The sequence below is a fragment of the Rhodoferax sp. genome (genome assembly GCF_028714215.1).
GTDB lineage: Bacteria > Pseudomonadota > Gammaproteobacteria > Burkholderiales > Burkholderiaceae_C > Rhodoferax.
In genome coordinates, this window is record NZ_JAQTMS010000019.1 from 33,075 (window position 1) to 46,304 (window position 13,230).

At 59.2% G+C, this 13,230-nt stretch carries 11 protein-coding genes; all 11 read right to left on the reverse strand.

Annotated elements, in window-relative coordinates:
- Positions 1 to 160: 160 nt before the first annotated feature.
- The 11 genes from greA to bamA all read right to left on the reverse strand — a co-directional run bounded on the left by greA (position 161) and on the right by bamA (position 13,199).
- Positions 161 to 637 (reverse strand): transcription elongation factor GreA, encoded by a 477-nt coding sequence (gene greA / locus PHS32_RS10620; protein WP_301078922.1) that lies wholly within the window; start codon positions 635 to 637, stop codon positions 161 to 163.
- A 128-nt stretch (positions 638 to 765) separates the two neighbouring features.
- Positions 766 to 4,086 (reverse strand): carbamoyl-phosphate synthase large subunit, encoded by a 3,321-nt coding sequence (gene carB, locus PHS32_RS10625; protein WP_301078923.1) that lies wholly within the window; start codon positions 4,084 to 4,086, stop codon positions 766 to 768.
- Positions 4,079 to 5,281, reverse strand: a complete 1,203-nt coding sequence (gene carA, locus PHS32_RS10630; protein WP_301078924.1) for a glutamine-hydrolyzing carbamoyl-phosphate synthase small subunit — start codon at positions 5,279 to 5,281, stop codon at positions 4,079 to 4,081. Before carA ends, carB begins: the two co-directional genes overlap by 8 nt.
- 140 nt (positions 5,282 to 5,421) lie before the next feature.
- Complete coding sequence (locus tag PHS32_RS10635) at positions 5,422 to 6,213, reverse strand: RNA methyltransferase (protein WP_301078925.1); 792 nt, start codon at positions 6,211 to 6,213, stop codon at positions 5,422 to 5,424.
- The gene (rnhB, locus tag PHS32_RS10640) at positions 6,210 to 6,842 is read right to left on the reverse strand and encodes a ribonuclease HII (protein WP_301078926.1); all 633 of its coding nucleotides are present in this window, start codon (positions 6,840 to 6,842) and stop codon (positions 6,210 to 6,212) included. The genes PHS32_RS10635 and rnhB overlap by 4 nt, the downstream gene beginning before the upstream one ends.
- Positions 6,814 to 7,983, reverse strand: a complete 1,170-nt coding sequence (gene lpxB, locus PHS32_RS10645) for a lipid-A-disaccharide synthase (protein ID WP_301078927.1) — start codon at positions 7,981 to 7,983, stop codon at positions 6,814 to 6,816. The genes rnhB and lpxB overlap by 29 nt, the downstream gene beginning before the upstream one ends.
- Before the next feature lie 110 nt (positions 7,984 to 8,093).
- Positions 8,094 to 8,882: an acyl-ACP--UDP-N-acetylglucosamine O-acyltransferase gene (gene lpxA / locus PHS32_RS10650; RefSeq protein WP_301078928.1), complete on the reverse strand. Its 789-nt coding sequence runs from the start codon at positions 8,880 to 8,882 to the stop codon at positions 8,094 to 8,096.
- A gap of 10 nt (positions 8,883 to 8,892) precedes the next feature.
- Positions 8,893 to 9,333: a 3-hydroxyacyl-ACP dehydratase FabZ gene (gene fabZ, locus PHS32_RS10655; protein WP_301078929.1), complete on the reverse strand. Its 441-nt coding sequence runs from the start codon at positions 9,331 to 9,333 to the stop codon at positions 8,893 to 8,895.
- A gap of 54 nt (positions 9,334 to 9,387) precedes the next feature.
- Positions 9,388 to 10,362, reverse strand: a complete 975-nt coding sequence (lpxD, locus tag PHS32_RS10660; RefSeq protein WP_301078930.1) for a UDP-3-O-(3-hydroxymyristoyl)glucosamine N-acyltransferase — start codon at positions 10,360 to 10,362, stop codon at positions 9,388 to 9,390.
- Positions 10,363 to 10,383: 21 nt separating this feature from the next.
- The gene (locus PHS32_RS10665) at positions 10,384 to 10,902 is read right to left on the reverse strand and encodes an OmpH family outer membrane protein (RefSeq protein ID WP_301078931.1); all 519 of its coding nucleotides are present in this window, start codon (positions 10,900 to 10,902) and stop codon (positions 10,384 to 10,386) included.
- Positions 10,902 to 13,199, reverse strand: a complete 2,298-nt coding sequence (gene bamA, locus PHS32_RS10670; protein ID WP_301078961.1) for an outer membrane protein assembly factor BamA — start codon at positions 13,197 to 13,199, stop codon at positions 10,902 to 10,904. Before bamA ends, PHS32_RS10665 begins: the two co-directional genes overlap by 1 nt.
- Positions 13,200 to 13,230 lie beyond the last annotated feature (31 nt).

The following is a 13,230-nucleotide window of genomic DNA, read 5'->3' on the forward strand; positions in this document are numbered from 1 at the left end:
ATCCGGCGCCGGGCCGCCCCAAGCCGGATCAGCCCCCTTGGGGCTGATGCCCGCGGCTCCCAGCCGGCCTGCGCAGGGTGGGACGGGCAGAAGAGTCGTTGCCTGTGGCATCGACCTGTACAGAGAGTACACGCAGCGACGAACGTGGGGGTCATTTTCTTCAGATGTAGCTTACCGCCACCACTTCATAGTGCTTGACGCCGCCGGGCGCCTGAACTTCTGCCGTATCGCCTTCTGATTTGCCGATCAAAGCGCGGGCAATGGGACTTCCAATATTGATCAAGCCCAGTTTGATGTCGGCCTCGTCTTCACCCACAATTTGGTAAGTCACGATATCCCCTGAATCTTCCTCTTCAAGCTTCACGGTTGCGCCAAACACGACTCTGCCATCGGCATTGAGTTCAGCCGGATCAATGATCTGGCAGACCGACAACTTGCCTTCAACTTCCTTGATACGCCCTTCAATGAAACCCTGGCGATCCTTGGCAACTTCGTATTCGGCATTTTCACTCAGGTCGCCCTGGGCGCGTGCCTCGGCAATGGCGTTGATGACCCAGGGGCGATCCACGGTCTTGAGTTTTTGCAGCTCAAGTTTGAGCTTCTCGGCGCCGCGCTTGGTGATGGGAATGGTAGCCACGTACTGCTCCGTCAGGGGTTATACAAAAGGAAACCGCCGAGCGTTGCCGTCCGGCGGTAATGAAATTTTGCGGGACAGACCGCAGTTACGCGAAGCGAACCAGCTCTGTCCTCAACTGTATGTTCGGATTATGCCGCGATTGTCGGCACACCGTCACACACCGCAGCCAATTGCGCATGCATTTCCTGCACCGAAATCACATCCAGGTGATCGACGTGCGGCAGGCCCTGCACTGCCGCCTCGGCCCCGGCAATGGTCGTGAAGGTGGTGACTCGCGCCAGCAAGGCCGAGGTGCGAATCTGGCGCGAGTCGGCAATCGCATTGCGACGCTCTTCCACGGTGTGGATAACCAGGGCAATCTCATTGTTTTTGATCATGTCCACGATATGTGGACGCCCCTCGGTCACTTTATAGACCATGGCGCATGGCACACCGGCCGCATTGATGGCGGCGGCGGTGCCCTTGGTCGCCAACACAACGAAACCCATGGCAGCCAGCGCACGCGCCACCTCGACGGCACGCGGTTTGTCATTGGTTTTGGCCGAGATAAACACTTTGCCGGAGCGCGGCAGTCTGGTACCGGCGCCGATTTGGGATTTCACGAAGGCTTCGCCAAAGGTCTTGCCAACACCCATGACTTCACCGGTGGACTTCATTTCAGGGCCGAGAATGGTATCGACGCCGGGGAATTTGACAAACGGAAAAACCGCTTCCTTCACACTGAAATAAGGCGGTGTCACTTCCTTGCCAATGCCTTGTGACGCCAGCGACTGGCCGACCATGCAGCGCGCGGCCACTTTGGCCAGTTGAACCCCGGTCGCCTTGGACACGAAAGGCACGGTGCGGGAAGCGCGCGGATTGACTTCCAGCACGTAGATGATGTCCTTGCCGTCGATGTTCTGAATGGCAAACTGCACATTCATCAGGCCCACCACCTCCAGGGCATGAGCCATGGCAGCGGTCTGGCGCTTGATCTCGGTGACCGTTTCAGCGCTCAGGCTGTAGGGCGGCAGCGAGCAGGCCGAGTCGCCGCTGTGCACGCCAGCCTGCTCGATGTGCTCCATCACCCCACCGATAAAGATGGCTGCTTCGGCACCAGCGGACGGGGCATCGCGAATGCAATCCACATCGCACTCGATGGCATCGTTCAAAAATCGGTCCAGCAATACCGGGGAATCATGGCTGACCCGGACCGCTTCACGCATGTAACGCTCCAGGTCGCGCTGCTCATGCACGATTTCCATGGCCCGGCCACCCAGCACATAGCTGGGGCGCACCACCAGCGGGTAGCCCAGGGCAGCGGCTTTTTCCAGCGCCTCGGATTCGGTACGGGCGGTTGCGTTGGACGGCTGGCGCAGGCCCAGCGCATGCAGCAATTTCTGAAAACGCTCGCGGTCCTCGGCGGCGTCGATCATGTCGGGCGAGGTGCCGATGATGGGCACGCCGTTGGCCTCCAGGTCCAGCGCCAACTTCAAAGGCGTCTGGCCACCGTATTGCACGATCACCCCCAGCGGTTTTTCCTTGTCCACGATTTCGAGGACATCCTCCAGTGTCAGCGGTTCGAAATACAGGCGATCCGAGGTGTCGTAGTCGGTCGAAACCGTCTCCGGATTGCAGTTCACCATGATGGTCTCATAACCATCCTCGCGCAGCGCCAACGCCGCATGCACGCAGCAATAATCAAACTCGATACCCTGGCCGATGCGGTTCGGACCACCGCCCAGCACAATGATCTTTTTCTTATCGCTGGGCGCTGCTTCGCACTCGGCACCCTCGGCCTCGTAAGTCGAATAAAGATAGGCTGTGGTGGTGGAGAACTCGGCGGCGCAAGTGTCCACCCGCTTGAACACCGGACGCACGCCCAGGGCGCGACGCTTTTCACGAACAGCGCTATCGGTGGTCTTGAATTGGCGCGCCAAGCGGCGATCCGAAAAGCCTTTTTGCTTCAGGGCGCGCAGCGTTGCCGCATCGATATGGTCCAGCGCAGTGCCAACGGCGGGCGCCGGAAGGCGCTCGATTTCGAGCTCGATCTTGACGATCTGCTCGATCTGCACCAGAAACCAGCGGTCGATCTTGGTCAGCGCAAACACTTCATCCACGCTCCAGCCGGCGGCGAACGCGTCGCCCACGTACCAGATGCGCTCCGGGCCTGGTTCACCCAATTCCTTCTCCAGCACCTCACGGTCCTGCGTCTTCTCGTTCATGCCGTCGACGCCGACTTCCAGGCCGCGCAGTGCTTTCTGGAACGACTCCTGAAAAGTGCGTCCAATCGCCATCACTTCACCGACCGATTTCATTTGGGTCGTCAGGCGACTGTCGGCCGCCGGGAATTTCTCGAACGCGAAACGCGGGACTTTGGTCACCACGTAATCGATGCTGGGCTCAAAACTCGCGGGCGTGGCGCCACCCGTGATTTCATTGCGCAATTCGTCCAGCGTGTAGCCCACCGCCAATTTGGCCGCCACCTTGGCAATCGGAAAGCCGGTGGCCTTGGAGGCCAGGGCGGAGGAGCGCGAGACCCGCGGATTCATCTCGATCACCACCATGCGCCCGTCTTGCGGGTTGATGGCGAACTGCACGTTGGAGCCGCCGGTGTCGACCCCGATTTCACGCAGCACCGCCAGCGACGCGTTGCGCAGGATCTGGTATTCCTTGTCACTCAGCGTCTGCGCCGGCGCCACCGTGATCGAATCGCCGGTATGCACCCCCATCGGGTCAAGATTCTCGATGGAACAGATGATGATGCAGTTGTCCGCCTTGTCGCGCACAACCTCCATCTCGTACTCTTTCCAGCCCAGCAGGGATTCTTCAATCAGCAGTTCATTGGTCGGTGACGCCTCCAGGCCGCGCTTGCAGATGAGTTCGAACTCTTCCGCGTTGTAGGCAATGCCGCCGCCGGTGCCGCCCAGCGTGAAACTGGGACGGATGACGGTTGGGAAGCCCAGTGTTTTTTGCACGCCCCAGGCTTCTTCCATGCTGTGTGCGATACCCGAACGCGCCGAACCGAGGCCGATCCTGGTCATGGCGTCCTTGAACTTCAGACGGTCTTCCGCCTTGTCAATGGCTTCGGGCGTTGCGCCAATGAGTTCGATGGCGCGTCCCGTGGCCGCGCCCTGGTATTTTTCCAGTACCCCTTGATGCCACAAGTCGAGGGCGCAATTGAGCGCAGTCTGGCCGCCCATGGTCGGCAAAATGGCATCAGGACGTTCTTTGGCGATTATTTTGGCCACCGTCTGCCAGGTGATGGGCTCGATGTAGGTCACATCGGCCGTGGCCGGATCGGTCATGATGGTGGCCGGGTTGCTATTGATCAGTATGACTTTGTAGCCCTCTTCGCGCAGCGCCTTGCAGGCTTGCACGCCGGAGTAGTCGAACTCACAGGCCTGACCGATGATGATGGGGCCGGCACCGATGATGAGAATGGATTGGATATCTGTGCGCTTAGGCATTCTTGTTCTCCCGGGCTTTCTCCATCAGCGCAGTGAAGCGATCAAACAGATAGGCAATGTCGTGCGGACCGGGCGATGCTTCCGGGTGGCCCTGAAAGCAAAACGCCGGCTTGTCGGTGCGCTCCAAGCCTTGCAGCGTGCCATCAAACAAGCTGACGTGGGTGGCGCGCAGGTTGACTGGCAGCGAATGTTCGTCCACCGCAAAACCATGGTTCTGGCTGGTGATGCTGACGCGGCCGCTGTCCAGGTCTTTTACCGGGTGGTTGGCGCCATGGTGACCGAACTTCATCTTGAAGGTTTTGGCGCCGCTGGCCAAAGCCATGATCTGGTGGCCCAAGCAGATGCCGAAGACCGGAATACCCGTTTCAAGCAACTCGGCCACCGCCGCAATGGCGTAGTCGCAGGGCTCGGGGTCGCCCGGGCCATTGCTCAGGAAGATGCCGTCGGGTCGGTGGCTGAGCACTTTGGCCGCAGGCGTATCCGCCGGCACCACGGTGATCCGGCAGGCATGCAGTGCCAGTATGCGCAAAATGTTGAACTTGATACCAAAGTCATAGGCGACAACGTGAAACCTGGCACCGGTTTGCTCGCCGTAACCCGGTTTGCCCTGGAGTTGCGGATGTTTGAGCTGCCACTCGGTTTGCGTCCACTCAAAAGCGGCTCGGGTCGACACCACTTTGGCCAGGTCCGTTCCCGCCATGCTGGGCGCACAGCGTGCCAGGGCCAGCGCCTGCTCAATCCTTGCCGGCGTGATGGACTCGCCTTCGCCTAGCGCGAGAATGCAGCCATTCTGCGCGCCTTGGGTACGCAGATGACGCGTCAACTGGCGTGTATCCAGATTCGCAATGGCCACAGTCTTCTGCTGTACCAGATACTCTGGCAGCGACATGCTGGCGCGGAAATTGGAGGCCACCAGCGGCACATCCTTGACGATCAGCCCCGCCGCGTGCACCTTGGCGGCTTCGACGTCCTGCGTGTTGACGCCGTAGTTGCCAATATGCGGATAGGTGAGTGTGACGATTTGCTGGCAGTAGCTCGGGTCTGTGAGAATTTCCTGGTAACCAGTCATGGCGGTGTTGAACACCACCTCGCCAACGGTCGAGCCAGAGGCTCCGACGGAATTTCCAACAAACACCGTGCCGTCTGCAAGCGCCAGAATGGCGGGGGGATAGGTTCCCTGTAAAGACAAAAGCACTGGGTTCTCCGGATGGGTTTTCGGGTACGCCCAAACGCGCTCAAGAGACCACTCTTGGCTTGCTTTGATGAGGGAATTGGCTTGAGGGGGCTCCGGGCGTACGGGGTGCGGTGAAGCGCCTCATTATAGCCGAGGGAGCGTCATTTCAGCGCTGTGGTGGCACTGGCGTGCAGGCAAATGGCCGCCGCGGCGGCGACGTTGAGCGACTCTTCGCCGCCCGGCTGGGCGATGCGCACGTGCAGGCCAGCCAAGGCCTCGAGTTCGGCACTGACGCCCTGCCCTTCATGCCCCAGCGCCCAGACACAGGGCATCGGCAGCGCTCCCTTGTTCAAGGCTTGGTGCAGCAGGCAACCGCGGTGCGAACTGGTGACGACGATCGGCAGCGTCAGGGCGGCAAGATCGGGTAGCGCAAGACCTTCCAGCAGTTGCAAACCCCAGTGCGCACCCATGCCGGCGCGCAGCACTTTGGGACTCCACAACGCGGCCGTGCCCTTGAGCGCAAGGATCTGCCCGAAACCAAAAGCCGAGGCACTGCGCAAAATGGAGCCGACATTGCCGGCATCCTGCACCCGGTCAAGGACGACACTGGCCAGGTCCGGCCGCAAAGCGACAACCGGTGGCAGATCAAAGACAAAACCCATGCTGGCGGGCGACTCCAAAACGCCAATATCGAAAAACAGGGCGTCCGGAATCACCACGTTTTTTATCGCTGACTGGACCCATTCGATCGGCGCCAGCGGCCAAAATGTCTCGGAAAAAACCGCCAACGCAGGTTGCACGCTGCGCGCCAGCGCGGCGCGGCACAGGTGCTCGCCCTCGACCCAAAACTTGCCTACTTTGCGGTAGGCGGTGCTGTCACGAGACAAACGACGCAGGTCTTTCAGAAATGCGTTGTCGCGCGAGCTGATGTGCTGCGCCTGCCGGCTGCTCATGGCAAAACCTCGCGCACGAGCTCGCTGACGGGGCGGAAGGTTTTGCGATGCTGTGGACAAGCCCCATGCTCGCGCAAGGCCGCCAGATGCTCGACAGTGCCATAGCCTTTATGCCTGGCAAAACCATATTGCGGGAACTGTTGGTCGTACTCGGCACACCAGCGATCACGGTACACCTTGGCCAGAATGGAGGCGGCTGAAATGGCCGGCACCAGTGCGTCCCCCTTGACGATGGCCTCGGCCCGCACCGCCAGCAGCGGTAGACGGTTGCCATCGACCAGCACCAACTTGGGCAGCAGCCGCAAGCCTTCAACCGCCCGGCGCATGGCCAGCAAGGTGGCTTGCAGAATATTGAGTTGCTCTATTTCCTCGACAGTGGCCTGGGAAATTGAGCAGCACAAGGCTTTGGCACGTATTTCATCAAACAGTCTTTCCCGCCGCAAGGCGGTCAGTGTCTTGGAGTCCGCCAGACCCTTGATCGGATGAAGCTCATCCAGAATCACGGCCGCCGCCACCACAGGCCCCGCCAGGGGACCGCGGCCGGCCTCGTCGACCCCGGCGATCAGACCACCGGGAATGTCCCAATTCAGTGCGGCTTGTTCAGCCTTGGAGTATTTGCTGGATCGCATGCGCGGCTATTCGAGGGGTATCGCGCTGCAACTCGACATGCAGCGCGGTGAATTTTTGTTGCAAGCTGGCTATTTTCTCCGCTGCCGCGTCGCTGGCATCAAGCCATGCCAGTACCGCATCTGCCAGCGCCCGCGGCGTGGCGGCGGCCTGCAACAATTCGGGCACCACAAAGTCGCCGCAAAGAATGTTGGGCAGGCCGACCCAGGGCTGCAATTGTTTGCGCCGCATGATCTGCCACGACAGCCAACTCATATGGTAGGCAATCACCATGGGCCGCTTGAACAAGGCCGCTTCCAGGGTGGCGGTGCCGCTGGCAATGAGGGTGACGTCACAAGCGGCCAGGACGGTGTGGGATCGCCCTTCCACGATTTGCAGGTTATGCAGATCACGACAACTGCGGGCAGCCTGTTCGATCTCGGCTTTCAGGGTGGCCACCGCGGGCACCAATAACTTGGTGGTCGGCCGGGCCTTCTGCACCAACGCTGCCGCCTCGAAGAACCTGGACGCCAGATGACTTATTTCGGACTTGCGGCTACCCGGAAGGATGGCCAGCACACAGTCCTGATCGGTCAGCCCAAGGGCGGCCCGCGCCGCCGAACGGTCTGGCACCAGGGGAATCACGTTGGCCAGGGGATGACCGACATAGGTGGCCGCAATCCCGTGCTTGGCCAGCAAGGCGGGCTCAAACGGAAAGATACACAGAACATGGTCCGCACTGCGACGGATTTTCTCGATCCGTTCGGGGCGCCAGGCCCACACCGAGGGCGACACAAAGTGCACCGTCTTGATGCCTTGCGCCTTCAAATTGGCTTCCAGGTCCAAATTGAAATCAGGTGCGTCCACACCAATGAACAAGTCCGGATGCCGCTGCAACAACCGGGCCTTGAGTTGGTCCCGAATGGCGACAATCTCCCGGTAGCGGCGCAGCACTTCCCAGCCATAGCCATGCACCGACAATTTGTCGTGCGGCCACCAGGCCTGAAAACCGCGACGTGACATCTGCGGGCCGCCGATACCCACCGCGGTCAGGCCGGGCCAGCGCTCGCGCAGACCGTCCAGCAATAAGCCAGCCAGTAAATCGCCCGAGGTCTCGCCGGCCACCAAAGCTACGTCAAGAGGTGGTGTGACCGGGTCTGTCATCCGAGCCCCGGTTCAGGTCCTGGCCCGGCATTTAGCGATTGCCAACCCAGTCCGGGGCCACCAGGGTTGAACCCGCAGTCACGGTAGCCTAACCGACCCGTCATGGGAACCTAGCGCGCGATGCCACGCGGCGCATGGGCCAGGAATTCGCCCATCAACCTGATGTCGTCAGCGGCATCGGGCTCCGTTGCCGCCAAGGCAGCGATGGCCGAACGGGCTTGCGCCAGCGTCTGCCCCTGGCGGTACAGCAAGCGATGCATCTGCTTCACGGCACCGATGCGGGCGGCCGAAAAATTGCGCCGCCGCAAGCCTTCAATGTTGATCCCCCGCACGGCCAGCGGATTGCCATCGACCAGCATGAAGGGGGGAATGTCCTGCGACACGGCACTGGCAAAACCGAGCATGGCGTGCGCCCCCACTCTCACAAACTGGTGAATGCCAGTGAGTCCGCCCACTGTCACCCACGGCCCCAAGTGCACATGGCCGCCCAGGGTGGTATTGTTGGACAGCGTTGTATGGCTATCAATCTGGCAATCGTGCGCGACGTGGGTGTAGGCCATGATCCAGTTGTCGTCACCCACCCGGGTGACCCCCATATCCCCCGCCGAGCCAATGTTGAAGGTACAAAACTCGCGCACGGTGTTGCGGTCGCCAATGACCAGTTCGCAGGGTTCACCAGCGTACTTTTTGTCCTGCGGAATCGCCCCCAGGGAGTTGAACTGGAAAATACGGTTGTCGCGCCCGATCGTGGTATGCCCTTCCAGCACACAATGCGGGCCAATGACCGTGCCGGCTCCGATCTTGACGTGGGGGCCAATCAGTGTGTACGGACCAACGCGGACCGAGTCGTCGAGTTCGGCGCCAGGATCGACGATGGCCGTGGCATGAATCGCTGTCAATTGCTGCTCCTTACTTGACGGCGCGCATGGCGCAGGTCAACTCAGCTTCCACGGCAACCTCGTCGCCAACCAGGGCGCGCGTCTTGAACTTGAAAATACCGGCTTTCATGCGCACCAGTTCGGCCTCCAGAATGAGTTGATCGCCAGGCTCCACCGGGCGCCTGAAACGCACGCCTTCCATGCCCGCAAAATAATAGATCATCTGCTCGTCCGGCGACGCATTGAGCGCGTCAAACGACAGCAGGGCCGATGCCTGGGCCAAGGCTTCCAGCATCAGCACACCCGGCATCACCGGGCGGTTTGGAAAATGGCCTTCAAAAAAAGGTTCGTTGATGGTGACATTTTTCAACGCCTTGATGCTTTTGCCCTTGTCGATTTCCAGCACCCGATCGACCAGCAGAAACGGGTAACGGTGTGGCAGTTGCTTCAAAATTTTGTGAATGTCCATCATGTCTGTTCTGGTGAGTTGAGGACAGGGCCGGGTATCGGACTGTCCTGCGGGGTTTCATGCTTTCAGTTTGTCTTCCAAGGCCCGAATGCGGTCCCGCAAGCCATGCAACTGTTTCAGTGAGGCGGCATTTCTTTCCCAGGCAGCATTGTCGTCAATCGGGAAGAAGCCGGTGTAATGGCCTGGTTTGCGAATCGAGCGGGTGACCACCGTCGCGGCTGAGATATTGACGCCGTCGGCCAGCACCAGATGCCCCAGCACAACCGCCCCGCCGCCAATGGTGCAATGCGCGCCAATGGTGGCGCTACCCGCCACGCCGACACAACCGGCCATGGCTGAATGCTTGCCGACCCGTACGTTGTGGCCGATCTGGATCAGGTTGTCGAGTTTCACGCCATCCTCGATGACGGTGTCTTGCAAGGCGCCTCGGTCGATACAGGTATTGGCGCCAATTTCAACATCGTCGCCAATCCGCACAGCGCCCAATTGTTCGATTTTTTCCCAAGCCCCGGCGTTCGGTGCAAAACCAAAACCGTCGGCACCGATGACAACCCCGGGATGCAACAGGCAGCGCTCGCCAATGACGCAGTCCTGTGCCACGGTGACCCGTGATTTGAGCTCGGTGTCGGCTCCGATGCGGGCTCCGCGTTCGATCACACAGAAGGCTCCAATGCGAGCACGTGGATGAACAAAGGCCTGCGGGTCAATCACGGCGCTGGGGTGCCTCAGTGGCGGCAGCGTCTGCGCATTGCTTCTCTTCCAAAGCTGCGTGACCCGGGCAAAATACAGATAAGGCTGGTCCGACACGATGCAGGCACCGCGCACCAGCGCAAGGTCGCGCATTTCCGGACCAACAATGACACAAGCTGCTTTCGATGCGGCCAACTGGCTCAGGTACTTGACGTTGCTAAGAAAGCTTAAGTGTTCAGAAGTTGCCGCCTCAAGCGGGGCCAGCCCTTCAATATTGAGGCCGGGGTCACCGTGCAGTTCACCACCCAGCGCCTCGACAATCGAACCTAGACTTAAGCCCACGCTTCACATGCCTTGGGGGCTTTACTTGGTGCCACCCGCATTCAGCGACTTGATGACTTTGTCGGTAATGTCGTGCTTGGGATTGACATAGACCGCCTCTTGCAGAACCAAATCATATTTTTCGGTTTCGGCGACCTGTTTCACAACCTTGTTGGCGCGTTCCAGAACCTGCTGCAATTCCTCGTTTTTTCTGGAATTGAGGTCTTCCTGAAATTCACGGCGCTTGCGCTGAAACTCGCGATCCTGGTCCAGCAACTGCTTCTGGCGGCTGGCCTGCTGCTCCTTGGACAAGGTCGGTGCCTCGCGCTCGAACTTGTCGGCCATTGACTTCAACGTGGCGCCCAACTCGACGATATCTTTCTCGCGTTTGGAGAATTCCTGCTCCAGCTTGGCCTGTGCCGCCTTGGCGGTATTGGCCTCCTTGAAAATGCGATCGGTGCTGACAAACCCAATGCGGAACTCTTGCGCCTGAACCGTTGCACAGACCAGTAAGCCGCCCAGCAAAACAGCAGCACCGCAACGATGTAGAAAATGGTTCATTAGAAATTTGTCCCAATCTGAAATTGCATGTTTTGTATTTTATCGCCATCAAACTTCTTTATCGGCTTGGCAAAGGCCAGACGCAAGGGCCCGACAGGAGAAATCCAGCTGACACCCACCCCCACCGAAGAGCGCAGGCTGTTGGCGTTTTGATTGACACCGTCCGGACCGGCAATACCACCAATATCGGCAAAAGCGTACATCCTCAAAGTCCTGTCATTGCCCGACCCGGGAAACGGCGACAACAATTCGGCGTTCAAATTCAACTTGCTGGAGCCGCCCAGGGCAACGCCACTGGCGTCTTGTGGCCCCAGGGTACCCTGTTCAAAACCGCGCACGGAACCCAGTCCACCACCGAAAAATTTCTTGAACACCGGATATGAACGATCCCCCGGCGCCATGCCCCAGCCGGCTTCGCCATTGAAGGCAACCGTGAATTGCTTGTTGAGGGGAATGAATTGCTGATATTGGTAAGTGGTCCGCAGGTAGCGGGCTTCACCGGCCATCGACCACTCCGCATAGGCACGTTGAAAGCGGCCGGAATTGGGTGAAAGAGCGCTGTCACGGCTGTCGCGCGACCAGCCGGCGGTAAATGGGGTGGCCATGCTGGAATAGCCATACTGGTTGGCATACGCCATGTAGGAGGTTGGCAAGGCAGTGCCCGGTACGATCGTCGTCTTTTCGATGCCGGCACCAAAATAAACCGTATCGATCTCGGTGAACGGCACGCCAAAGCGCAGACTGCCGCCGGTGGCTACCAGTTGATAATAATTTTGGTCCTGATACGGACTGCTGTTCCGGTGGTAAAGGTCAATGCTGCGGGACACGCCATCCTGCGTGAAGTAGGGATCGATAGTGTTGAATACGATGACCCGATTGATCTTGCTGGTGTTGACCTGCACGCCCAAGGAGTTGCCCGAGCCAAAAGCGTTGTCCTCCTTGAAACCAAAAGAGATGCCAAACCCGTCGGCGCTTGAAAAACCGGCACCCAGACTCAGACTGCCGGTGGGTTTTTCAGAGACCGTGATGGTGAGGTCAACCTGGTCCGGCGAACCAGGTACTTCCTGGGTCTCGATACCGACATCCTTGAAATAGCCAAGACGATCCACACGATCACGCGACAACTTGATCTTTTCGCCGTCGTACCACGACGCCTCAAATTGCCGGAACTCCCGGCGCACGACCAGGTCACGCGTGCGTCTGTTGCCAACCACATTGACTTTTCTGACGTAGGCCCGACGCGAAGGATCGGCCTGCAGAATCAGCGCCACCCGGTTATTCGTCCGATCCACGTCGGGGCGTGCCTCGACACGCGCAAAAGCAAATCCGAAATTGCCAAAATATTCAGTGAAGGCTTTGGTCGTCTTGGCCACTTCATCGGCGTTATAGGCCTGCCCTGGCCGGATCGTCACGAGCGATTTGAATTCGTCCTCCTTGCCAAGAAAATTGCCCTCCAGTTTGACGCCACTGACAATAAAACGCTCGCCCTCGGTGACGTTGATGGTGATGGCAATGTCCGTCTTGTTGGGCAAGATGGCGACCTGAGTCGAATCGACCTTGAATTCCAGATAGCCCCGCGTCAAATAATACGAGCGCAGGGTTTCGATGTCGGCATTGAGCTTGGCTCGCGAATAGCGATCCGACTTGGTGTACCAACTCAACCAACCACCGGTGTCAAGATCAAACAGGCCGCGCAACGTCGACTCGCTAAACACCTGGTTGCCAACAATTCTTATCTCGCTGATCTTTGCCGGCTCGCCCTCAACCACGGTAAAGGTCAGGTTGACCCGATTGCGCTCAATCGGCGTCACGGTCGTCACCACTTCCGCCGCGTAAAGGCTGCGATTGATGTACTGGCGCTTGAGTTCCTGCTCGGCACGGTCGAGCTGGGCCTTGTCAAAAGGCCTGCCGTCAGCCAAACCCACATCCTTCAAGGCTTTTTTGAGGACGTCTTTGTCAAACTCCTTGGCGCCGACGAAATCAACATCGGCAATGGTGGGACGCTCCTCAACCACAATCACCAGCACGTCGCCACTGACTTCAATTCGAACGTCCTTGAACAAACCCAGATCAAAAAGCGCGCGGATTGCCGAAGAACCTTTTTCGTCGTTATAGACATCTCCGACCCGGACCGGCAGCGACACAAAAACCGTTCCCGGCTCCACTCTTTGCAAGCCTTCGATACGGATATCGCGCACTGTGAAGGGGTTGACGGCCCACGCCGTACCGGCCACGAAGGCCAGGCAAGCGACAGCGGATACAGTGCGCAAATGAAAGCGATTGAATTGCATTTTGATATAAAAAAGTCAAACCGGCGTTGCCCCAGCA

Coding starts and splice junctions, on each gene's coding strand:
- rnhB (WP_301078926.1), bottom strand. CDS start 6,842: ATGCGATCCAGCAAATACTCCAAGGCTGAACAAGCCGCACTGAATTGG.
- lpxB (WP_301078927.1), bottom strand. CDS start 7,983: ATGACAGACCCGGTCACACCACCTCTTGACGTAGCTTTGGTGGCCGGC.
- fabZ (WP_301078929.1), bottom strand. CDS start 9,333: ATGATGGACATTCACAAAATTTTGAAGCAACTGCCACACCGTTACCCG.
- PHS32_RS10635 (WP_301078925.1), bottom strand. CDS start 6,213: ATGAGCAGCCGGCAGGCGCAGCACATCAGCTCGCGCGACAACGCATTT.
- PHS32_RS10665 (WP_301078931.1), bottom strand. CDS start 10,902: ATGAACCATTTTCTACATCGTTGCGGTGCTGCTGTTTTGCTGGGCGGC.
- carB (WP_301078923.1), bottom strand. CDS start 4,086: ATGCCTAAGCGCACAGATATCCAATCCATTCTCATCATCGGTGCCGGC.